The organism is Pseudomonas sp. TE9122, assembly GCF_056278925.1.
The window spans coordinates 3465614-3487500 of the sequence record NZ_JBWBQI010000001.1; the positions used below are offsets into that span (position 1 = coordinate 3465614).

15 protein-coding genes and 2 rRNA genes (1 of these 17 cut by a window edge) are annotated in these 21887 nt (G+C 58.6%); 7 read left to right on the plus strand and 10 right to left on the minus strand.

The features are described 5' to 3' along the window. Positions 1-405 precede the first annotated feature (405 nt). On the minus strand, positions 406-843 hold the full coding sequence (locus ACZ9BE_RS15550; RefSeq protein ID WP_056791532.1) for a hypothetical protein: 438 nt from the start codon (positions 841-843) through the stop codon (positions 406-408). A 103-nt stretch (positions 844-946) separates the two neighbouring features. Between ACZ9BE_RS15550 and ACZ9BE_RS15555 the strand changes: the two genes are divergently transcribed. Then, on the plus strand, positions 947-1384 hold the full coding sequence (locus ACZ9BE_RS15555; RefSeq protein WP_016775498.1) for a universal stress protein: 438 nt from the start codon (positions 947-949) through the stop codon (positions 1382-1384). A gap of 192 nt (positions 1385-1576) precedes the next feature. Here ACZ9BE_RS15555 and ACZ9BE_RS15560 read toward each other — a convergent pair whose 3' ends face one another. Beyond that, entirely contained in the window at positions 1577-3499 is a 1923-nt protein-coding gene (locus ACZ9BE_RS15560; RefSeq protein WP_039760799.1) for an ATP-binding cassette domain-containing protein, read from the minus strand. Between the two features lie 214 nt (positions 3500-3713). On the opposite strand from ACZ9BE_RS15560, the gene ACZ9BE_RS15565 reads away from it, so the two are divergent. Then, the gene (locus tag ACZ9BE_RS15565) at positions 3714-5642 is read left to right on the plus strand and encodes a transglycosylase SLT domain-containing protein (RefSeq protein WP_056791535.1); all 1929 of its coding nucleotides are present in this window, start codon (positions 3714-3716) and stop codon (positions 5640-5642) included. Positions 5643-5724: 82 nt separating this feature from the next. On the opposite strand, the gene ACZ9BE_RS15570 is transcribed toward ACZ9BE_RS15565, so the two are convergent. Then, on the minus strand, positions 5725-7506 hold the full coding sequence (locus ACZ9BE_RS15570) for an ABC transporter transmembrane domain-containing protein (protein ID WP_476249665.1): 1782 nt from the start codon (positions 7504-7506) through the stop codon (positions 5725-5727). 258 nt (positions 7507-7764) lie between these two features. Between ACZ9BE_RS15570 and ACZ9BE_RS15575 the strand changes: the two genes are divergently transcribed. Further along, positions 7765-7944 carry a PA1571 family protein gene (locus ACZ9BE_RS15575; RefSeq protein WP_024013646.1) on the plus strand — a complete coding sequence of 60 codons (180 nt, stop codon included), beginning with the start codon at positions 7765-7767 and terminating at the stop codon, positions 7942-7944. A 167-nt stretch (positions 7945-8111) separates the two neighbouring features. Here the strand turns inward: ACZ9BE_RS15575 and pdxB are convergent, their stop codons facing one another. Then, the gene (gene pdxB, locus ACZ9BE_RS15580; protein WP_476249666.1) at positions 8112-9254 is read right to left on the minus strand and encodes a 4-phosphoerythronate dehydrogenase PdxB; all 1143 of its coding nucleotides are present in this window, start codon (positions 9252-9254) and stop codon (positions 8112-8114) included. Between the two features lie 160 nt (positions 9255-9414). Here pdxB and ACZ9BE_RS15585 point away from each other — a divergent pair, with 160 nt between their 5' ends. Continuing rightward, on the plus strand, positions 9415-10824 hold the full coding sequence (locus tag ACZ9BE_RS15585) for an MATE family efflux transporter (RefSeq protein ID WP_038862250.1): 1410 nt from the start codon (positions 9415-9417) through the stop codon (positions 10822-10824). Between the two features lie 48 nt (positions 10825-10872). Here the strand turns inward: ACZ9BE_RS15585 and tusA are convergent, their stop codons facing one another. Together tusA and rlmM are read right to left on the minus strand one after the other, a co-directional pair. Further along, positions 10873-11121, minus strand: a complete 249-nt coding sequence (gene tusA, locus ACZ9BE_RS15590; RefSeq protein ID WP_016775503.1) for a sulfurtransferase TusA — start codon at positions 11119-11121, stop codon at positions 10873-10875. 162 nt (positions 11122-11283) lie between these two features. Beyond that, on the minus strand, positions 11284-12357 hold the full coding sequence (gene rlmM, locus ACZ9BE_RS15595; RefSeq protein ID WP_041477361.1) for a 23S rRNA (cytidine(2498)-2'-O)-methyltransferase RlmM: 1074 nt from the start codon (positions 12355-12357) through the stop codon (positions 11284-11286). Between the two features lie 222 nt (positions 12358-12579). Here rlmM and acnA point away from each other — a divergent pair, with 222 nt between their 5' ends. Further along, the gene (gene acnA, locus ACZ9BE_RS15600; protein WP_252878619.1) at positions 12580-15321 is read left to right on the plus strand and encodes an aconitate hydratase AcnA; all 2742 of its coding nucleotides are present in this window, start codon (positions 12580-12582) and stop codon (positions 15319-15321) included. 314 nt (positions 15322-15635) lie between these two features. On the opposite strand, the gene ACZ9BE_RS15605 is transcribed toward acnA, so the two are convergent. Beyond that, positions 15636-16124, minus strand: coding sequence for an SRPBCC family protein (locus tag ACZ9BE_RS15605; RefSeq protein WP_016775506.1), 489 nt, complete (start codon positions 16122-16124; stop codon positions 15636-15638). Between the two features lie 176 nt (positions 16125-16300). Here ACZ9BE_RS15605 and ACZ9BE_RS15610 point away from each other — a divergent pair, with 176 nt between their 5' ends. Then, a complete protein-coding gene (locus ACZ9BE_RS15610) occupies positions 16301-17215 on the plus strand; it encodes an ADP-ribosylglycohydrolase family protein (RefSeq protein ID WP_476249667.1) in 915 nt (304 codons plus the stop codon). A gap of 40 nt (positions 17216-17255) precedes the next feature. Then, positions 17256-17660 carry a lysozyme inhibitor LprI family protein gene (locus tag ACZ9BE_RS15615; protein ID WP_041477366.1) on the plus strand — a complete coding sequence of 135 codons (405 nt, stop codon included), beginning with the start codon at positions 17256-17258 and terminating at the stop codon, positions 17658-17660. Between the two features lie 44 nt (positions 17661-17704). On the opposite strand, the gene mrdA is transcribed toward ACZ9BE_RS15615, so the two are convergent. The 3 genes from mrdA to ACZ9BE_RS15630 form a co-directional block, all read right to left on the minus strand. After that, complete coding sequence (gene mrdA, locus ACZ9BE_RS15620; RefSeq protein ID WP_056791554.1) at positions 17705-19597, minus strand: penicillin-binding protein 2; 1893 nt, start codon at positions 19595-19597, stop codon at positions 17705-17707. 191 nt (positions 19598-19788) lie between these two features. Continuing rightward, a 5S ribosomal RNA gene (gene rrf / locus ACZ9BE_RS15625) occupies positions 19789-19904 on the minus strand. A gap of 154 nt (positions 19905-20058) precedes the next feature. Next, a 23S ribosomal RNA gene (locus tag ACZ9BE_RS15630) occupies positions 20059-21887 on the minus strand (it continues 1065 nt past the right edge of the window).

Consider the following 21887-nt stretch of genomic DNA (forward strand, 5'->3'; position numbering starts at 1 on the left):
GTCGGGATTCTGTAGGAGCAGTCTGTAAGACAAACGCTCAATTCATACGCCCGTTTGATTCGGGTACGTCACCTTCACGGAATTTCAGACAATTGTCAATCGCCCTAAATTCGGGCTGAAATGCGACTTTGCGGTCATTTCTGCACCATGATGAGCAGCAACACCCGCCCCGATGTTCAGCAATTCATAGAATCAATAGTTAGAAAAGTCGCCCTAATTTCCGCCGAGCCCTGTTCAGAAGGCTACGCTGGGTGGACTGCGAAGAAATTTGCCGAGGCGATCAAAGCGCCTGCCGCAAAAAAAGTTACCGGCCTGCCTGGCCAATCCGCCCGACGAATCATGTCGGGCTTTTTATTGCGCGTCTGCCGGACGTTTCACACCGTTGCAGTGAGAAAAGTCCGCGCATCACGCCAGTGCTTTCAGGGTCGCGTCGATATCCTGCAGAACCGTCGCCTCGCCCTTCTCGCCCCAGTACAAGGCGATCATCTGCTTGTCCGCTTCGATCTTGAAAACATTGCCCGGCAATTTTTCGAAATAATCGAGCAGGATCCGGTCATCGCAGACTTCCTGCCATTGATTGACCCAGACGCCCGGGGTTTTCTGCCAGTACGTCCAGCACGCCGGTTGGCTGCCACGCCGCGGCCGATGGTACTGGGCGCAGGGGTTTGGCGGCTCTGGCAGCAGCCAGTGCGGCCACTCCTGCGGCGCCAGTTGCATGGCCAGGCCGATGCGTCGAGCCTCCATGCGCAGGGCCATGCGCCCGCTCTGCGCGCGAGACGGGCGCAACCATGCCAGCGGACTTAAAACTACCAGCAGGATTGACACCACCAGCCAGACCGTCATATCTGTACTCCCGATTTTTGATGAGCCCATTGTGTCACTTGCGAACCAATGCGCTTGAAACCAGCCATACTTACCAATATCGAACCCTCAGGAGGAGCACCTCATGCCCTACCACCACATACTGGTCGCTGTAGATCTGACCGAAGAGTGCGACCCTGTGATCCACCGCGCCCGCGAGCTGTCGGTGAGCAACGCTGCCAAGTTGTCGCTGGTGCATATCGTTGAACCGATGGCCATGGCCTTCGGTGGCGACGTGCCAATGGACCTGTCACAACTGCAACAACAGCAGTTCGATCAGGCCAAGGAGCGTCTTGAAAAACTCAAATCGAAATACCCCGAGCTCGAAGGCGCCAATTGCCATCTGACCTACGGCCAGCCACGCCAGGAAATCCATCATTTCGCCAAGGAACAAGCGTGCGATCTGATCGTGGTCGGAAGCCATGGCCGTCATGGCTTGGCACTGCTGCTCGGCTCGACCGCGAATGACGTGCTGCACGGTGCGCCATGCGATGTGCTGGCGGTACACCTGGTCAAACGCTGATCTGTCTTGCTCTTTGTGGGAGCGAGCCTGCTCGCGAATACGTCGGCACATTCAATATGAGTGCCGCCTGACACACCGCTTTCGCGAGCAGGCTCGCTCTCACAGTTGACCTGCTCCAGCCTGTAGATCGCGCTACATATGAAAAGCCCGGCGCTCATCACTGAGCGCCGGGCTTTTTCACATCAGGAGCAATCAGGCATCCAGCTCGGCCCAACGCTCCACCAACGCATCCAGCTCGGCCTGCAATTGCTCCAGCGAAGCAATCACCTTGGCCGTTTCCGCCGGCGGACGCTGATAGAAACCGGCTTCAGCCATTTCCGCTTCAACCGCGGCGATTTGCTGCTCCTTGGCGTCGATGTCGCCCGGCAAGGCTTCCAGCTCGCGCTGCAGCTTGTAGCTCAGTTTCTTCTTGGCAACCGGAGCAGCCGCCGCAGGCGCAGCCACCGGAGCCGGCTCAGCGGTAACCACCGCCGAGTTCAGGTCAGCCTTGCCCGACTTGCTTTCAGTCACGCCCAGCAAACGCGGCGAACCGCCCTGACGGATCCAGTCCTGATAGCCGCCGACGTATTCACGAACCTTGCCTTCACCTTCGAAGACCAGGGTGCTGGTCACCACGTTGTCGAGAAATGCCCGGTCGTGGCTGACCATCAGCACGGTGCCGTTGAAAGTCAGCAGCACTTCTTCGAGCAGCTCGAGAGTTTCCACATCGAGGTCGTTGGTCGGTTCGTCGAGCACCAGCAGGTTCGCCGGTTTGCTGAACAGCTTCGCCAGCAACAGACGCGCACGTTCACCACCCGACAACGCCTTGACCGGCGTGCGTGCACGCTGCGGGCTGAACAGGAAGTCGCCGAGATAGCTCAGCACGTGACGGCTCTGCCCGTCGATGTCGATGAAGTCGCGACCTTCGGCGACGTTGTCGATCACGGTTTTTTCCAGATCCAGCTGATGGCGCAACTGGTCGAAGTACGCCACGTCGATCCGGGTGCCCTCTTCCACTTTACCGCTGGTCGGTTGCAGACCGCTGAGCATCAGTTTCAACAGGGTGGTCTTGCCGGTACCGTTGGCGCCGAGCAGACCGATACGGTCGCCGCGCTGCAGGACCATGGAGAAATCCTTGATCAGGAACGGCCCGCCCGGATGCGCGAAGCTCACGTTCTCGAGGACCATCACCTGCTTGCCGGATTTGTCGGCGGTTTCCAGCTGGATGTTGGCCTTGCCGGTACGCTCGCGACGCTCACTGCGCTCAACGCGCAGGGCTTTCAGAGCGCGCACACGACCTTCGTTACGAGTGCGGCGGGCCTTGATGCCCTGACGGATCCAGACTTCTTCCTGAGCCAGACGCTTGTCGAACAGCGCGTTGGCGGTTTCTTCAGCGGCCAGCGCAGCTTCTTTGTGCACGAGGAAACTGGCGTAGTCGCCGTTCCAGTCAATCAGCCCACCGCGATCCAGTTCGAGGATGCGCGTGGCGAGGTTTTGCAGGAAGGAACGGTCGTGCGTGATGAACAGCACGGCGCCCTGGAAATCTTTCAACGCTTCTTCGAGCCAGGCAATCGCACCGATGTCCAGGTGGTTGGTTGGTTCGTCGAGCAGCAGCAGGTCCGGTTCGGACACCAGCGCCTGCGCCAGCAGCACGCGACGACGCCAGCCACCGGAGAGTTCGGCGAGAGTCTTGTCGGCCGGCAGTTGCAGACGGCTCAGGGTGCTGTCGACCAGCGTTTGAAGGCGCCAGCCATCACGGGCTTCAAGGTCGTGCTGAACGTGCATCAGCTTGTCCAGATCGGCGTCGGTGACGATGTTCTGGCTCAGGTGATGATATTCGGCGAGCAAGGCGCCAACACCATCGAGGCCTTCAGCCACCACGTCGAATACCGTCCGGTCGTCGGCAACTGGCAATTCTTGCGGCAATTCGCCGATTTTCAGACCGGGGGCACGCCATACCGAGCCGTCATCGGGCTTCTGGTCGCCCTTGACCAGTTTCATCATGCTGGACTTGCCAGTGCCGTTGCGGCCGATGATGCACACCCGCTCACCACGGGCGATCTGCCAGGACACCTTGTCCAACAACGGCATAGCGCCGAACGCAAGGGACACATCGCTGAATTTGAGCAGGGTCATGAGCTTCTCCAAAAACCGGGCGCGCATTCTACCTGACTTGGGGCTTCAACAGGCCGGCAATTTGTCTGTCGAAGCACTCTGCACAACAATTGTTGCGAACTTGTGCTGAGAGGCCCGCAAAGCTTTCGCCGCTTGCTGGCAAAAGGCTAAGCTACAGTCAATTCAGTGCGGATTTCGATCGGCACTTGTCATGATTTCTCTGCCCGGATGTCTCATGCGCAGTCGCCTTTTCAGTGTTTTGTCCTGCTTGTTTCTTACCGCCGCTGCCGCTCAATCCGTCCAGGCGGTGGACTTGTCCACCCAACGCCAGTATTACGATGAAGCCAAGCGCGCCTTGGCCAAGGGTGATACCGGCCCGTATTTCCGTTACAGCCAGGCGCTGGCCGATTATCCGCTGGAACCGTATCTGGCCTACGACGAACTGACCGCGCGTCTGAAGACCGCGAGCAACGCAGAAATCGAGAAATTCCTCGCCGAACACGGTGACCTGCCGCAGGCCAATTGGATGAAACTGCGCTGGTTGCGCTGGCTCGCCGACCGTGGCGACTGGGCGACCTTCGTCAAGTACTACGATCCGAAGCTGAATTTCACTGAGCTCGACTGCCTCAACGCGCAATACCAAATCAGCCACGACAAGAAGGCTGAAGGCTATGCGAACGCAGAAAAACTCTGGCTGACCGGCAAATCGCAACCCGCCGCCTGTGACGCGCTGTTCGGCATCTGGGCTGCCGACGGCCAACTGACCGAGCAGAAACGCTGGGAGCGCACCAAGCTTGCCGCGCAGGCCCGCAACTATCCGCTGGCCAACAGCCTGATCAACGGCCTGACCACCCTCGCCCCGCGCGGTCGTTTGCTGGTCGACGTGGCGCAGAAACCCGAATTGCTCAATCAGCCGTCGCGCTTCAGCCCGGCCGACGAGCCGATGTCAGACGTCGTCAGCCTCGGCTTGCGCCGCCTCGCTCGGCAGGATCCGGACAAGGCCATGGCTTTGCTCGACGGTTACGCCAGCAGCATGCATTTCTCTCGCGATGAGAAGGTCGCGATCGCTCGCGAGATCGGCCTGACCCTCGCGCGCCGCTTCGACAGCCGCGCGCTGGACGTGATGACCAAATACGATCCGGAGCTGCGCGACAACACCGTCTCGGAATGGCGCCTGCGCCTGCTGCTGCGTCTGGCACGCTGGAACGATGCCTACGAATTGACCAAACGTCTGCCGCAAGACCTGGCCACCACCAACCGTTGGCGCTATTGGCAGGCGCGCAGTCTGGAGCTGGCCGAGCCACAAAACCCGCAAGCGCTGACCCTGTACAAGAATCTGGCGCGGGAACGAGACTTCTACGGCTTCCTCGCCGCAGACCGTTCACAGTCGCCTTACTCGCTGAACAACAAGCCGCTGGTGCTCAGCCAGGCGTTGATCAACAAGGTTCGTAACACCCCCGGCGTGCGGCGCGCGCTGGAGTTTCATGCACGCGGGCAGATCGTCGACGGGCGTCGCGAGTGGTATCACGTCAGCCGTCATTTCAACCGCGATGAAATGGTCGCCCAGGCCAAACTGGCCTACGACCTGAAATGGTACTTCCCGGCGATTCGCACCATCAGTCAGGCGCAGTACTGGGACGACCTGGACATCCGCTTCCCGATGGCGCACCGCGATACCCTCGTGCGTGAAGCCAAGGTTCGCGGCCTGCATTCGAGCTGGGTGTTCGCCATAACCCGGCAGGAAAGCGCCTTCATGGACGACGCGCGCTCCGGCGTCGGCGCCAGCGGTCTGATGCAATTGATGCCCGGCACCGCCAAGGAAACCGCGCGCAAGTTCAGCATTCCATTGGCCTCGCCCCAGCAAGTGCTCGATCCAGACAAGAACATTCAGCTCGGCGCCGCTTACCTCAGCCAGGTGCACAGCCAGTTCAACGGCAACCGCGTGCTCGCCTCCGCCGCTTATAACGCCGGGCCAGGCCGCGTGCGTCAGTGGCTGCGCGGCGCTGATCACCTGAGTTTCGACGTCTGGGTGGAAAGCATCCCGTTCGACGAAACCCGTCAATACGTGCAGAACGTGTTGTCCTACTCGGTGATCTACGGGCAAAAGCTCAACTCGCCGCAACCGCTGGTGGATTGGCATGAGCGGTATTTTGATGATCAATGAGCAATCAGCGACCGCCGGAGAATGAAAAATGCCCGTATCGTGAGATGCGGGCATTTTTTTGGACGGTTACTTGGTCGATTGCTCAGTCTGCTGTGACAGATCGACCATCATTGAACTGCAACGCCGCCAGCCGTGCGTACAGCGGATTGCTGGCGATCAACTCCTGATGTGTCCCCACCGCTACTAGCTTGCCTTGATCCATCACCGCAATCCGGTCAGCGTTCTTCACCGTGGCCAGCCTGTGAGCGATCACCAGCGTGGTGCGGTTTTCCATCAGCGTTGGCAGGGCCTGCTGGATCAGATGTTCGCTCTGTGCGTCGAGGGCGCTGGTGGCTTCGTCAAGGAGCAGGATCGGCGCGTCCACTAGCAAGGCGCGGGCAATGGCCAGACGTTGGCGCTGACCGCCGGACAACCCGAGGCCGCCATCGCCGAGATGAGTTTGATAGCCGTCCGGCATTTGTTCGATGAAGTCGTGGGCGTGGGCAATTCGCGCAGCTTCCTTGACCTGTTCAAGCGTGGCCGTCGGGCAGCCGTAGCGAATGTTGTCCTCCACGCTGCCGAAAAACAACGCGGGGGTTTGCGAGACCAGGGCGAAACAGCGGCGCAGATCCAGCGGGTCAAGGCTGGTCAGCGGCACGCCCTCGAGGAAAATCTGCCCCTCGCGTGGATCGTAGAAGCGCAGCAACAAGTCGTAAACCGTGGACTTGCCCGCGCCCGACGGCCCCACTAATGCCAAGGTCTCGCCCGCCCTCACCGTCAGATTCAAGCCATCGACGGCGTAGCTTTCCGGACGCGAGGGGTAGGAAAAGCGCACGTCGCGCAGTTCAAGTTCACCTTTGACTCGCGCTGGCAGAGTGACCAGTCCGGTCAACGGTGGCTGGATGATGTTTTCCGAACGCAGCAATTCTGCGATCCGCTCCGCTGCGCCAGCAGCGCGCTGCAGCTCGCCGATCACTTCGCTCAGCGTGCCGAACGCACTGCCGACAATCAGGCTGTAGAAAACGAACGCCGCCAGTTCCCCAGCCGAAATCCGCCCCGCCATCACATCCATGCCGCCGACCCACAACATCACCGCCACCGCGCCAAGCACCAGCACGATCACTAGCGTGATCAACCACGCCCTCTGGAAGATCCTCTTACGCGCGGTTTCGAACGCCTGCTCGACGGTAGAAGCGAAACGCTGCTCGTCCTGCACTTGATGGTTGTAGGCCTGCACGGTTTTGATCTGACCAAGGGTTTCCGACACATAGCTGCCAATGTCGGCGATGCGATCCTGGCTCTGGCGCGACAGATTGCGCACGCGGCGGCCGAAAATCAGGATCGGCGCGATCACCAGCGGCAGTGCAATCACGACAATGCTGGTCAACTTCGGATTGGTGATGAACAGCAACACCACACCACCGATGACCATCAGCAGATTGCGCAGGAACAGCGAAAGCGACGAGCCGATCACCGATTGCAGCAGCGTGGTATCAGCGGTCAGGCGCGACTGGATTTCCGAGCTGCGGTTGTCCTCATAAAAGCCTGGATGCAGATACACCAGGTGATTGAACACTTGGCGGCGAATGTCGGCGACCACGCGCTCGCCTATCCACGACACCAGATAGAAACGGGCAAAGGTGCCCAGCGCCAGTCCGAGCACCAGCAACATGAAAATGCCGATCGACTGATTCAGCAGATGCGGCGAACGGGTCATGAAACCCTGGTCTACCAACAACTTGATGCCCTGCCCCATCGACAGGGTAACGCCGGCGGTAACGATCAGCGCGAGCAGTGCGCCGAAGGCATGCCAGCGGTACGGCAGGAGAAAATGACTGGTCAGGCGCAGGGCGCGCCGGTGTCGGGAAGAAAGCATGGAGATCATGGAGTTCACGTCTGCGCAGATGGATCGGGCCAGCCTACAGACTCAGATGGGGTGGAACTCTGTAAATCACAATGAGTCAGGTTAAATATGCCCGGGATGTCCGGATGCTAGAAACGATTGGTCTAAGGTTGCGGTTGAGACGAGCGGTCATTTCTGTTTGAGTAGAGATGCCGCCCGCCGACAGACCGCAGGGAGTTGTCACAGCCTGGTCACGTGGCGGTTTTAACTTAGGCACACAACCTGATGAGGAGACAGGCCATGTCCTTGCAACACAGCAGCGAAGACAAGATTGAAGTGATCCGCACCAAACCCGACCAGTCTCTGGGTTGCTCGATTATCGATGAGCAGGGCCGTGAAGTACCGATCACTGAAGACATGATCCAGGACGCGTGCCGCGAACTGGAGAAGCGATTGGTCAAGCCTGCCGAACAAGAGTGATGTAGCCACCGTCTTCCTGACCCGGCCCTGATTGGCCGGGTTTTTTATATCTGCAATTCGGGATTGGTGGTGTGGCTTTCGCGAGCAAGCTCGCTCCCACCTTTAACTTTGCTGCACTGTAGATCCCCTGTGGGAGCGAGCCTGCTCGCGAAAAGGCCAGCGCTGATTCAGACAGCCACCGCCCCCAGCGCCTCAACAATCTGCCGCAACAACGGCGACTCCCCTTCAATCCGCACCTTCAGCCCTTCGATCTCGCGTCGCACCGGATATTGCTTGCGCAACGCGTCAAACGCCGAGCGCTGCTCAGCGACATTTCCCACCAGGCTGCGGCGGAAATCCGCATCATCGCGGCGCGGGTCATACACGCCCCGGCACAACATCGCCAGCGCCCACGCCGGATCGCTGTCACCGTGCAGGGAAACTTCCGACAACCAGGTTGCTGGCAGCAGATCGCTGAGCTGGATAGCTGCAGGTTGGCCGCTGAAAGCGCAGTAGGCCTGATAAATCTGCGCGGTCCCGCGTTGCTTGCCATCGAGGCTGTAACCGGCAATATGTGGCGTGGCCAATACGCAGAGTTCGGCCAACGCAGGGTCGACTTCCGGCTCTTTTTCCCAGACGTCGAGCACCGCTTGCAGGTCCTCGCGCTCCAGCAGCACCTCACGCAGCGCTGCATTGTCCACTACAGGGCCACGCGCCGCGTTGATCAGCCATGCACCCTGCTTGAGTTGCTGCAAACGCTGTTGATCGAACAGGTGCCAGGTTGCAGAGTCGCCGCTGCGGGTCAATGGCGTATGCAGACTGATTACGTCGCACTGCTCGATGATCTGCTCAAGGCTGACATAATCGCCGCCCTCGGCAGCCTGACGCGGCGGATCGCAAACCTTGACGTTCCAGCCCAAGCCCTTGAGAACCTTGATCAAGCGCCCCCCCACTTCACCGGCGCCGACGACGCCGTAAGTACGCTGCGTCAGATCAACCCCTTCGATTTCGGCCAGTGTCATCAGACTGCCCAGCACGTAGTCGACTACACCACGGGCATTGCAACCCGGCGCGCTCGACCAGCAGATCCCGGCCTCGTTGAAGTAATCGAGATCCAGATGATCGGTGCCGATGGTGCAGGTGCCGACAAAGCGCACCTTGCTGCCTTCGAGCAGCGCGCGATTGACGTTAGTCACCGAGCGCACCAGCAACACATCGGCCTGCTCAACCGTCGCGCGGTCAATGGAGCGGCCCGGCACTCTGCGGATGTCGCCGAAACCGGCAAAAAAAGCATCGAGCAGCGGGATATTTTCGTCGGCAACAATCAGCATGGCGGGCTCCTTGGGCGGATCGGCAGTTTAGGTGCTGACGCGTCGATCAGCCAGCAGGGTTTGCGCTTACAAATACGCAACAGAGGATATTTCCTGACCGAGGCGTCAGCGGCGTAGAATGCGCCGCTCTGCGCATCAATACTTTCTGGACGCTTTGCCTGTGAACCCTGTAACTGACCAACCTGTCGCCGTCTCGCTGAGCCGCCCTGCGCGGATTCGCCTGGAGTTGAAAAACCTGCTCGCCCTGGCCCTGCCGATCATCATCGCGCAACTGGCGACCACGGCCATGGGCTTCGTCGATGCGGTGATGGCCGGGCGCGTCGGCCCCAAGGACCTGGCGGCAGTGGCGCTGGGCAACTCGATCTGGGTTCCGGTATTTCTGTTGATGACCGGCACCCTGCTGGCCACCACACCAAAAGTCGCCCAGCGTTTCGGCGCCGGCAAGCACAGCGAGATCGGCCCGATCGTGCGTCAGGCGTTATGGCTGGCATTGGTAGTCGGACTGATCGCCACCTCGATGCTGGTCGCCGCCGAGCCGGTGCTGCACCTGATGAAGGTCGATCCCGAGCTGATCGGCCCGTGCATGCAATATCTGCACGGCATCGCCAGCGGCTTGCCGGCGGTGGCCTTCTATCACGTGCTGCGCTGCACCAGCGATGGCATCGGCCGCACCCGCCCGGCCATGGTGCTGGGCCTCTGCGGTCTGGCGCTGAACATCCCGCTGAACTACATCTTCATCTACGGCCACTTCGGCGTGCCGGCCATGGGCGGCGTCGGCTGCGGCTGGGCCACGGCGATCGTGATGTGGGTAATGGCGCTGGGCCTGGCCGGGTACGAACGCTGGGCACCGGCCTATCGCTCAAGCGAATTGTTCAGCCGCTTCGACTGGCCGCAGTGGGCGGTGATCAAACGTCTGCTGTCGATTGGTTTGCCGATCGGCATCGCGGTGTTTGCCGAGTCGAGCATTTTTGCCGTGATTGCGCTGCTGATCGGCAGCCTCGGCGCGACGGTGGTGGCCGGGCATCAGATCGCGCTGAACGTCAGCTCGCTGGTATTCATGATTCCCTATTCGCTGGGCATGGCGGTCACCGTGCGTGTCGGTCAGGCGCTTGGGCGCGAGGAACCGCGTGAAGCGCGCTTTGCCGCCGGAGTCGGCATGGGCACGGCGCTGGCCTACGCCTGCCTGTCGGCGAGCCTGATGCTGGCGCTGCGCGAGCCGATTGCGGCGATCTATACCGCTGATCCAACGGTGATTCATATTGCCGCGATGCTGATTGTCTATTCGGCGCTGTTCCAGTTTTCCGATGCGATCCAGGTGACCGCAGCAGGCGCACTGCGTGGCTATCAGGACACTCGGGTGACGATGATCCTGACTCTCTTCGCCTACTGGGGGATTGGTTTGCCGGTGGGTTATGCGCTGGGCCTGACCGATTGGCTCGGCGAGCCACGCGGTCCGAGCGGTTTGTGGCAGGGTTTGATTGTAGGCTTGAGCTGCGCGGCGTTGATGCTGTCGATTCGTCTGACACGCAGTGCGCGCAAGCGGATTCGAATCAGTCGTTCGGCGGGTTGATCACCCATAAAAAAAGACCTGCATTTGCAGGTCTTTTTTTGCCCTGAGTCAGGACTTCTTGCGAATCCAGTACAGATAGGTGCCGGCCTCTTCGTGCTGGCTGACCAGCTCATGGTCAAGAAACACGCAGAACTTGGGGATATCGCGCTTGGTCGAGGGATCGGTGGCGATCACCTTGAGCAAGCCGCCAGGCACCAGATCGCGGATGTGCTGGTGCAACATCATTACCGGTTCCGGGCAATTGAGGCCGGTGGCGTCGAGGGTGCCGTCGACCGGGGTATCGATCATTTCACTCATGGTTCACTCCAGAAACTGGCCGGCATTGTCGCGCATTGCTTGGGATATCGTCCAACCCATGTGGGAGCGAGCCTGCTCGCGAGGGCAATCCGTCAGTGAACACATCGCTGGCTGCCCCACCGCTTTCGCGAGCAGGCTCGCTCCCACAGGTTCAGTGTTGTGTCAGCGCGATTTGGTTTTCCTGGTGTCGTGCCGGCGCAGATGGCAAGTCACTTCCTCGCGGTCGTGATACAGCTGCTTGCAGCCGATATCAACCTTGATCCCACGAGCCTTGAAACCATCGGCAATGCGCTCGAGCAGACGTTTCACTTCGGCATAACGCTGTTTCATCGGCAGCTTCAGGTTGACCACCGCCTCGCGGCAATGCCCCTCGCCGATCCACTCTTCCAGCATCGCCGCGTTGCGCGCCGGTTTCTCGACGATGTCGCAAACCATCCAGTCCACCGGCTGCTTCGGCTTGAAGGTAAAACCGTCCGCCATCAGATGCTGGACCAATCCGGTTTCCATCAGGCTTTCAGCCATCGGGCCGTTGTCGATAGCCGTCACCAGCATGCCCCGGTTGACCAGTTGCCAGGTCCAGCCGCCCGGTGCGGCGCCGAGGTCAACGCCGGTCATGTCGCTGTGCAGGCGATCTTCCCACTGATCACGTGGAATGAAGTGGTGCCACGCCTCCTCCAGCTTCAAGGTCGAACGGCTGGGCGCCTCGCGAGGAAACTTCAGGCGTGGAATGCCCATCGGCCACATTGCCGAATTGCCGGCATCGGCCATGCCGAGGAACACTTCGCGTCCGCTTTTGAAGGTCAGCAACAAACGCGGCTTGCTGGCGTCTTCCACCAGTTTGCCAGCGGCGGTCAGCGCCTTGCGCAGGGGGCCTTCGAACTTTTTGCAAAAGTTCGACAGTTCCTTGCCGTCATTGGTATCGACCACTTCCAGCCACAGACTGCCAAACACCGGGAAATCGGCCATGTGCGCGAGGATTACGCTGATGCGATCGTTTTCCGGCAGATCAATGAAAAAGCCCCGCGCCCACTGCCGAGGGAAGATCAATTCGGCGAAACGCTGACCGCGCATCAGGCGTTCGGCGCCGTCGGCTTCAGTGCAGACAAACTCGGCGCAGGCCGTGGCGGTTTTGGCTTTGGCGTAACCGGCGACATTGAGACGGGCGGCGAGATCGGAAATCTCCGAACAGACTTCGCCTTCGAAGCCGGGCCGGCAATGCATGAATAGGGTGTTCATTCTTACTCCTGGGCAACGGTCGATCATTCGACCGTTGCGCGATGCTCAAGCCTTGCGTTGCCGCAATGCCTGTCACGAAAACCGGCGCATGATAGCTGAAGTCGGAACCATGGTTGCGCCGATAGAGTCCAGTTATTAGCCAGCTACTCAAAACAGGGCTAGGTTTAATGCTCTGCCCGTCCCCTCAGTCCGTAGCCGTGCGGACTCAAAGGAGTGATCGTAATGCCGTCCCTCGATAGTCTGAAGTCACTGAAAACCCTACAAATCGATGCCACGACCTACCATTATTTCAGCCTGCCGGAAGCCGCCAAAAGCCTGGGCGACCTCGACAAGCTGCCGATGTCGTTGAAGGTACTGCTGGAAAATCTGCTGCGCTGGGAAGACGAAAAAACCGTCACCGGCACTGACCTCAAAGCCATCGCCGCCTGGCTCAAGGAGCGCCGCTCTGATCGGGAAATCCAGTACCGCCCTGCCCGTGTATTGATGCAGGATTTTACCGGCGTCCCCGCCGTGGTCGATCTCGCCGCCATGCGTGCGGCAATGGCCAAGGCCGGCGGCGATCCGCAGCGGATCAATCCGTTGTCGCCGGTGGATCTGGTGATCGACCACTCGGTGATGGTCGACAAGTTTGGCAGCGCCAGTGCGTTTGAACAGAACGTCGACATCGAAATGCAACGCAACGGCGAGCGCTATGCCTTCCTGCGCTGGGGCCAGAGTGCGTTCGATAACTTCAGCGTGGTCCCGCCGGGTACCGGCATCTGCCACCAGGTCAACCTCGAATATCTCGGCCGCACCGTTTGGACCAAAGACGAGGATGGCCGCACCTACGCGTTCCCCGACACGCTGGTCGGCACCGACTCCCACACCACCATGATCAACGGTCTCGGCGTGCTCGGCTGGGGCGTTGGCGGGATCGAAGCGGAAGCGGCGATGCTTGGGCAACCGGTATCGATGCTGATTCCGGAAGTGATCGGCTTCAAACTCACCGGCAAACTCAAGGAAGGCATCACCGCCACCGATCTGGTGCTGACCGTAACGCAGATGCTGCGCAAGAAAGGCGTAGTCGGCAAATTCGTCGAGTTCTATGGCGATGGTCTCGCCGATCTGCCACTGGCCGACCGCGCAACCATCGCCAACATGGCCCCGGAATACGGTGCGACGTGCGGCTTCTTCCCGGTCGACGATGTCACGCTGGAATACCTGCGCCTGTCTGGCCGGCCGCCGGAAGTGGTGAAACTGGTCGAGGCCTACACCAAGGCTCAAGGCCTGTGGCGTCTGCCGGGTCAGGAGCCGGTGTTCACCGACAGCCTGGCTTTGGACATGGGCAGCGTCGAGGCCAGCCTGGCCGGACCGAAACGTCCGCAGGATCGCGTCTCGCTGCCGAACGTCGCGCAGGCCTTCAGTGATTTCATCGACCTGCAATTCAAACCCACCAGCAAGGAAGAAGGACGCCTGGAAAGCGAGGGTGGCGGCGGCGTAGCAGTGGGCAACGCCGATCTTGTGGGCGAAGCGGACTACGAATACGAGGGCAAGACCTATCGCCTGAAAAACGGTGCAGTGGTCATCGCCGCGATTACCTCCTGCACCAACACCTCCAACCCGAGCGTGATGATGGCTGCTGGACTGCTGGCGAAAAAAGCTGTCGAGAAAGGTCTGACGCGCAAGCCTTGGGTCAAAAGCTCACTGGCCCCCGGTTCGAAAGTCGTCACCGACTATTACAAGGCTGCCGGGCTGACTCAATACCTTGATCAGCTCGGGTTTTCGTTAGTTGGCTACGGTTGCACCACCTGCATTGGCAACTCCGGGCCACTGCCGGAGCCGATCGAGAAAGCCATTCAGAAAGCCGATCTGACCGTCGCGTCGGTCTTGTCCGGCAACCGCAACTTCGAAGGTCGCGTACACCCGCTGGTGAAAACCAACTGGCTGGCCTCGCCTCCGCTGGTCGTCGCCTACGCACTGGCTGGCAGCGTGCGCACCGACATCAGCAGCGAACCGCTGGGTGAGGATCAGCAGGGCAATCCGGTATACCTGCGCGATATCTGGCCGAGCAGCCGGGAAATCGCCGAAGCGGTGAATCAGGTCAACACGGCGATGTTCCACAAGGAATACGCCGAAGTGTTTGCCGGTGATGAGCAATGGCAGGCCATCGAGGTGCCGCAAGCGGCGACTTACGTGTGGCAGGACAATTCGACCTACATTCAGCATCCACCTTTCTTCGACGACATTTCCGGCCCTCTGCCGGAAGTCAAAGACGTCAAAGGCGCGCGGGTCTTGGCCTTGCTCGGCGATTCAGTGACCACCGACCACATCTCCCCCGCCGGCAACATCAAGATCGACAGCCCGGCCGGGCGATACCTGCAGGAAAAAGGCGTGGAGCCGCGCGACTTCAACTCCTACGGTTCCCGTCGCGGCAATCATGAAGTGATGATGCGCGGTACGTTTGCCAACATCCGTATTCGCAACGAGATGCTGGGTGGCGAGGAAGGTGGCAACACACTTTACATTCCCACCGGGGAAAAAATGGCGATCTATGACGCAGCGATGAAATATCAGGCGTCGGGTACGCCGTTGGTGGTGATTGCCGGTCAGGAGTACGGCACCGGGTCGAGCCGTGACTGGGCGGCGAAAGGCACCAATCTGCTGGGCGTCAAAGCGGTGATTGCGGAGAGCTTCGAACGTATTCACCGCTCTAATCTGGTCGGCATGGGTGTGCTGCCGTTGCAGTTCAAGCTTGATCAGAATCGCAAGAGTCTCAATCTGACCGGCAAAGAGACGTTCGAGATTCTGGGATTGACCGGCGTCGAGCTGAGGCCGCGGATGAACCTGCCGCTGGTTATCACTCGGGAGGATGGGCGTCAGGAGAGAATCGAAGTCTTGTGCCGCATTGATACGCTGAATGAGGTCGAGTACTTCAAATCCGGGGGGATCCTGCATTATGTGTTGCGGCAGTTGATTGCTTCGTGACGGGATGACATTCGCGCAGGCTGTGATCTTTTTGACCTGGCTTTTAAAAGCAGGATCAAAAGATCGCAGCCTTCGGCGGCTCCTACATTCAGGCGAAAAAAAACCCGCCGAAGCGGGTTTTTCCCAAGACCATTATCGACTCCCTGTCGGCAGCGATCCTTGCGATGGTCGATCGTCCATGATCCTGAAACACTCCCTGTGTCTCAGTTGATGTGTGTAGATTACCCAGTGGATCCAATCAGCAATAGTCGTAAAAGCTACCAATGCGTGTAAGACATTCGCCATACAAACACTGCCGAAAACCCTTAGACCTGTCAGGCACCGCCGCTTTCACGAGCCCTGGCGCTTTCGGCGAGAAACTGTTCAAGCCTGCTCAACTGCTCCTCCCAGCCGCGACTGTCCATGTAATACGCTTCTTTCTGACGGATATCAGGGATGTGCGCGAAGCCGGACTCCGAGACCTTGAGTAGAGTGCCGTCCTCGAAGTCCTGCAATTCGAACTTGACCAGCGTGGTCGGCTCTTGCGAGTAGTCGATCTTCGGGTTGACCGCATACGGGTGCCAGCGGAAAGAAAACAACTGCTGCGGCTCGACCCGCTCGATCAGCACATTCCACAATACGTGTTCATAACCGGGGTACGTGACCTGGCCCTGCGTCCACTCACCGGCAATGAAGCGCCGGCCCTCAAGTGCCACGCCAAACCACTGACCGAACGCCTCTGCATCGACCAATGCGCGCCAGACATGGGAACGCGACGCCTTGAGCGTGATCTTGCGTTCGAAACTGTTAGGTACTGGTTTCATACGTCACCTCCTGTTCTGAACACTAGGCTTGTATGACCACATGTCCAATGCGAAGTTGTATCCAGGCGCTGCAGGCATCGATCCGAGCAGACACATCCTGCGGTAGTTTCCGCTCTGTGATCGGCGCCGCTTGACCTGTTATCTTTCCAGCGAATCCGCAGAAACAAGGACGAATCATGCAGCCCTCTCTTGCCGATCGGTATCGCGGCGCCCTCCTCGGCCTGGCTTGCGGCGATGCGGTCGGCACAACAGTTGAGTTCCAGCCGCGAGGATCATTCCAGCCGCTGAGCGACATGGTCGGCGGTGGCCCGTTCCAGCTCAAGCCAGGGCAATGGACCGATGACACCTCAATGGCACTCTGCCTGGCCGAGAGCCTGCTGCGCAAAAACGGTTTCGACGCGGCTGATCAGATGGGCCGCTATCTCAATTGGTGGAAATGGGGATATCTGAGCTCCACCGGTGAATGTTTCGACATCGGCATGACCGTGAGCCAGGCGCTGCAACAGTATCAGCGAAGCGGAGAGCCTTTTGCCGGCTCGACTGACCCGTTGACAGCTGGCAACGGGTCGCTGATGCGGTTGGCGCCCATCGTGCTGTTCTATTTCCCCGATAATCGCCAAATACAGGCCTTTGCTGCCGACAGTTCGCGCACAACCCATGCGGCGCCGGAGGCAATCGAGTGCTGCCAATTGCTGGCTGATCTGATTGCACGAGCGCTTGAGGGTGCGGAGAAAACACACCTTCGCCGGGCGCCACTGCTCAAGCTTTCCCAGCCCAAGGTGGTTGCGATTGCTCAGGGTGAGTACCTTCACAAAGCGGAAACTGAAATAAAAGGCAGTGGTTATAGCGTCCAATCGCTGGAAGCCGCTTTGTGGTGCTTTCACCATACGCAGACATTCGCCGAAGCGGTGTTGAAAGCAGCCAATCTCGGTGATGATGCGGATACAACGGCTGCTATCGTGGGTCAGTTGGCAGGTGCTTACTACAGCGCTCGGGCGATCCCCGAGCACTGGCTGGAGCGGCTGCATGAAGGCGAAGAAATCACCGCCACTGCGGATCGCTTGCTTGAGGCCTCCCGGCTACGTACATAACACTCGATACACTCTTTCCACTCGATACAGCGAGAACCTTATGTCAGTGCGTCTGCTTCTGGCCTCTGCGCCCTTTTTGTTTGCCCCTTTCGCCCATGCCGCCGTTGATTGTGCCAACGCCAGCGATCAGGCGACGATGAATCAATGCGCGGGGCAAGCCTTCAAAGCGGCAGACAAGGAACTGAATACGCTCTATCAGCAGATCACCGGACGCCTGAAGGACAACCCGGACGGAAAGAAGCTGCTGGTCAATGCGCAGCGGGCGTGGGTCAGCTTTCGGGATGCCGAGTGCAAGTTTTCGGCTTCTGGGGTGGCAGGCGGGAGTGTTTATCCATTGGTTTACAGTAGTTGTCTTACAGCCGTAACCAAGGCCAGAGTAGAAACCCTCAAGCAGTATTTGAAATGTGAGGAAGGTGATATGAGCTGCCCGGTACCGGGTGCGTAATCACAGGCTCCGCTTACGGAGCCTGTGCTGTGAACCGTTACGCCTCAGACGTGAGGATCGCCCGGCGCTTTGCTCGGCGCAGCGTATTGAGGTTTAAGGTGACCATCCTGATCGAGTAACCAGGCGTCCATGATCTGCCGCACTACTGGACCGGCAACACGACCACCCGCCTCGCCGTTCTCGATCATTACCGAGATGGCGATCTTCGGATGCTCGGCCGGTGCGAATCCTACAAACAGGGCGTTATCACGGTGGCGCTCCAGGGTTTTCTCGCGGTTGTAGCGCTCCCCTTGCTTGATCGCTACCACTTGCGCCGTGCCACTCTTGCCGGCGATGCGGTATTGCGCACCCGCAGCGGCCGCACGGGCAATACCTCGAGCATCGTGCATGACCATCTGCATACCGTGATTGACCTGCTCCCAATCGCGCGGGTCCTTGAGCAGGATATTGGGCATTGGATGTTCGTCGACCGGCGCTACACCGTCGACCGACTTGGCCAAATGCGGCCGATTCCATATCCCCTTATTGGCGATCAGGGCAGTGGCCTGGGCCAATTGCAGCGGTGTGACCTGCATGTATCCCTGGCCGATGCCGAGAATAACCGTCTCGCCGGGATACCAGGCCTGTCGCCGTGTAGCGCGTTTCCACGCCTGCGACGGCATCAGACCGGGGGACTCTTCAAACATGTCCAGCGAGACTTTTTCACCAAGGCCGAACATCGCCATGTAGTCGTGCAGACGATCGATGCCAAGCTTGTGCGCCAAGTCGTAGAAGTAGGTGTCGTTGGAACGCATGATCGCCGCGTCCATGTCCACCCAGCCATCACCGCTGTGGTTCCAGTTGCGATACTTGTGATCGAAGTCCGGTAGTTGGTAATAGCCGGGATCGAATACGCGGGTCTGCGGAGTTACGACGCCTGCGTCCAGCCCTGCGATGGCGACTTCCGGCTTGATCGTCGAGCCCGGGGCGTACAGACCACGCAACACGCGGTTGAACAATGGCCGATCAATGGAATCCCGCAGCGCTGAATATTCCTTCGAACTGATCCCGGTGACGAACAGATTCGGATCGAAACTCGGATTGCTGACCATCGCCAGCACTTCTCCGGTGGACGGGTCGAGAGCTACCACTGAACCACGACGGTCGCCCAAAGCGGCTTCGGCAGCTTCCTGCAGCTTTACATCGAGGCTCAGGACGATGTTTTTGCCTGGCACCGGATCGGTGTGCTTGAGTACCCGTAGCACGCGGCCTTGAGCATTGGTCTCGACTTCTTCGTAACCGACATGGCCGTGTAACTGCGCCTCATAGAAACGCTCGATACCGGTTTTACCAATGGACTGCGTACCTCGGTATTCCACGGAGTCGAGGGTTTTAGCTTCCTTTTCATTGATCCGACCGACATAACCGATTGAATGAGCGAAATGTGCGCCGAGAGGATAGTGCCGGACAAACTGCGGTTCGACATCAATGCCCGGCAAGCGAAATTCGTTCACCGCCAGGACGGCGATCTGCTCTTCCGTCAGCTCATAAAACAGTGTGACCGGTGTAAATGGATGCCGGGATTGCTTCATCGCCTTGTCGAATACCGTGCGGTCTTCAGCAGGCAAGTGCAGCAAGTTGATGACTTCGTCCAGCTCCTGATTGACGTCGGTTGCACGCTCACGAGTGATGGTCAGGTTGTAGCTGGGACGGTTGTCGGCGAGCAATACGCCGTTGCGGTCGTAGATCAATCCCCGCGTCGGCGGTATCGGCAGGACATGGACACGGTTGTTTTCGGAGATGGTCGAGTGGTAATCGAATTCCACGACCTGGAGAATGTACAGGCGCACCACCAAAGCGCAGCTGATGGCGAACACGAACAGAGCACAGGCAATCAAGCGTTTGTTGACCAGCCTCGTCTCTTTTTCATGGTCCTTGATCGGGATTGGTTCAGGCATTTCTACAGCAACTCTTTGACGTAAATGAGTGCCGATCCATGGGCAGGGCATCAGTCCGTTAAAAAACGAGCTGCACCATACCAAAACTCGCCATCCACTTCAGGATGAATTTCCCCGGTGGCAGGCTAAAAACTTTCTCGCAGGCAAAACAAAACCCCAACTGCTTTCGCAATTGGGGTTTCGGAATTTAATCTTGACGATGACCTACTCTCACATGGGGAAACCCCACACTACCATCGGCGATGCATCGTTTCACTGCTGAGTTCGGGATGGGATCAGGTGGTTCCAACGCTCTATGGTCGTCAAGAAATTCGGGTACTGACTCGGGACCGGATGGCCTCGCTTCAGCAAATTGGGTATGTGACAGCTAGGTGTTTGTGAATTTCGAACTTTCGGTTCGTTTCGTCTTCACACACCGCAATCTGGTGCCTTTTCAGGTCAGCAAATTGCTTGGGTGTTATATGGTCAAGCCTCACGGGCAATTAGTATTGGTTAGCTCAACGCCTCACAGCGCTTACACACCCAACCTATCAACGTCGTAGTCTTCGACGGCCCTTCAGGGAACTCAAGGTTCCAGTGAGATCTCATCTTGAGGCAAGTTTCCCGCTTAGATGCTTTCAGCGGTTATCTTTCCCGAACATAGCTACCCGGCAATGCCACTGGCGTGACAACCGGAACACCAGAGGTTCGTCCACTCCGGTCCTCTCGTACTAGGAGCAGCCCCTCTCAAATCTCAAACGTCCACGGCAGATAGGGACCGAACTGTCTCACGACGTTCTAAACCCAGCTCGCGTACCACTTTAAATGGCGAACAGCCATACCCTTGGGACCGGCTTCAGCCCCAGGATGTGATGAGCCGACATCGAGGTGCCAAACACCGCCGTCGATATGAACTCTTGGGCGGTATCAGCCTGTTATCCCCGGAGTACCTTTTATCCGTTGAGCGATGGCCCTTCCATACAGAACCACCGGATCACTAAGACCTACTTTCGTACCTGCTCGACGTGTCTGTCTCGCAGTCAAGCGCGCTTTTGCCTTTATACTCTACGACCGATTTCCGACCGGTCTGAGCGCACCTTCGTACTCCTCCGTTACTCTTTAGGAGGAGACCGCCCCAGTCAAACTACCCACCATACACTGTCCTCGATCCGGATAACGGACCTGAGTTAGAACCTCAAAGTTGCCAGGGTGGTATTTCAAGGATGGCTCCACGCGAACTGGCGTCCACGCTTCAAAGCCTCCCACCTATCCTACACAAGCAAATTCAAAGTCCAGTGCAAAGCTATAGTAAAGGTTCACGGGGTCTTTCCGTCTAGCCGCGGATACACTGCATCTTCACAGCGATTTCAATTTCACTGAGTCTCGGGTGGAGACAGCGCCGCCATCGTTACGCCATTCGTGCAGGTCGGAACTTACCCGACAAGGAATTTCGCTACCTTAGGACCGTTATAGTTACGGCCGCCGTTTACCGGGGCTTCGATCAAGAGCTTCGCGTTAGCTAACCCCATCAATTAACCTTCCGGCACCGGGCAGGCGTCACACCCTATACGTCCACTTTCGTGTTTGCAGAGTGCTGTGTTTTTAATAAACAGTCGCAGCGGCCTGGTATCTTCGACCGGCATGAGCTTACGGAGCAAGTCCTTCACCCTCACCGGCGCACCTTCTCCCGAAGTTACGGTGCCATTTTGCCTAGTTCCTTCACCCGAGTTCTCTCAAGCGCCTTGGTATTCTCTACCCAACCACCTGTGTCGGTTTGGGGTACGGTTCCTGGTTACCTGAAGCTTAGAAGCTTTTCTTGGAAGCATGGCATCAACCACTTCGTGTTCTAAAAGAACACTCGTCATCAGCTCTCGGCCTTAAGATCCCGGATTTACCTAAGATCTCAGCCTACCACCTTAAACTTGGACAACCAACGCCAAGCTGGCCTAGCCTTCTCCGTCCCTCCATCGCAATAACCAGAAGTACAGGAATATTAACCTGTTTTCCATCGACTACGCTTTTCAGCCTCGCCTTAGGGACCGACTAACCCTGCGTCGATTAACGTTGCGCAGGAAACCTTGGTCTTTCGGCGTGGGTGTTTTTCACACCCATTGTCGTTACTCATGTCAGCATTCGCACTTCTGATACCTCCAGCAAGCTTCTCAACTCACCTTCACAGGCTTACAGAACGCTCCTCTACCGCATCACCCGAAGGTGATACCCGTAGCTTCGGTGTATGGTTTGAGCCCCGTTACATCTTCCGCGCAGGCCGACTCGACTAGTGAGCTATTACGCTTTCTTTAAAGGGTGG

Coding starts and splice junctions, on each gene's coding strand:
- ACZ9BE_RS15605 (WP_016775506.1), bottom strand. CDS start 16,124: ATGAAACCAGTACCTAACAGTTTCGAACGCAAGATCACGCTCAAGGCG.
- pdxB (WP_476249666.1), bottom strand. CDS start 9,254: ATGCTGATTGTTGCCGACGAAAATATCCCGCTGCTCGATGCTTTTTTT.
- ACZ9BE_RS15565 (WP_056791535.1), top strand. CDS start 3,714: ATGCGCAGTCGCCTTTTCAGTGTTTTGTCCTGCTTGTTTCTTACCGCC.
- acnA (WP_252878619.1), top strand. CDS start 12,580: ATGCCGTCCCTCGATAGTCTGAAGTCACTGAAAACCCTACAAATCGAT.
- tusA (WP_016775503.1), bottom strand. CDS start 11,121: ATGAGTGAAATGATCGATACCCCGGTCGACGGCACCCTCGACGCCACC.
- ACZ9BE_RS15550 (WP_056791532.1), bottom strand. CDS start 843: ATGACGGTCTGGCTGGTGGTGTCAATCCTGCTGGTAGTTTTAAGTCCG.
- ACZ9BE_RS15555 (WP_016775498.1), top strand. CDS start 947: ATGCCCTACCACCACATACTGGTCGCTGTAGATCTGACCGAAGAGTGC.
- mrdA (WP_056791554.1), bottom strand. CDS start 19,597: ATGCCTGAACCAATCCCGATCAAGGACCATGAAAAAGAGACGAGGCTG.
- ACZ9BE_RS15610 (WP_476249667.1), top strand. CDS start 16,301: ATGCAGCCCTCTCTTGCCGATCGGTATCGCGGCGCCCTCCTCGGCCTG.
- ACZ9BE_RS15575 (WP_024013646.1), top strand. CDS start 7,765: ATGTCCTTGCAACACAGCAGCGAAGACAAGATTGAAGTGATCCGCACC.
- ACZ9BE_RS15570 (WP_476249665.1), bottom strand. CDS start 7,506: ATGATCTCCATGCTTTCTTCCCGACACCGGCGCGCCCTGCGCCTGACC.
- ACZ9BE_RS15560 (WP_039760799.1), bottom strand. CDS start 3,499: ATGACCCTGCTCAAATTCAGCGATGTGTCCCTTGCGTTCGGCGCTATG.
- ACZ9BE_RS15615 (WP_041477366.1), top strand. CDS start 17,256: ATGTCAGTGCGTCTGCTTCTGGCCTCTGCGCCCTTTTTGTTTGCCCCT.
- rlmM (WP_041477361.1), bottom strand. CDS start 12,357: ATGAACACCCTATTCATGCATTGCCGGCCCGGCTTCGAAGGCGAAGTC.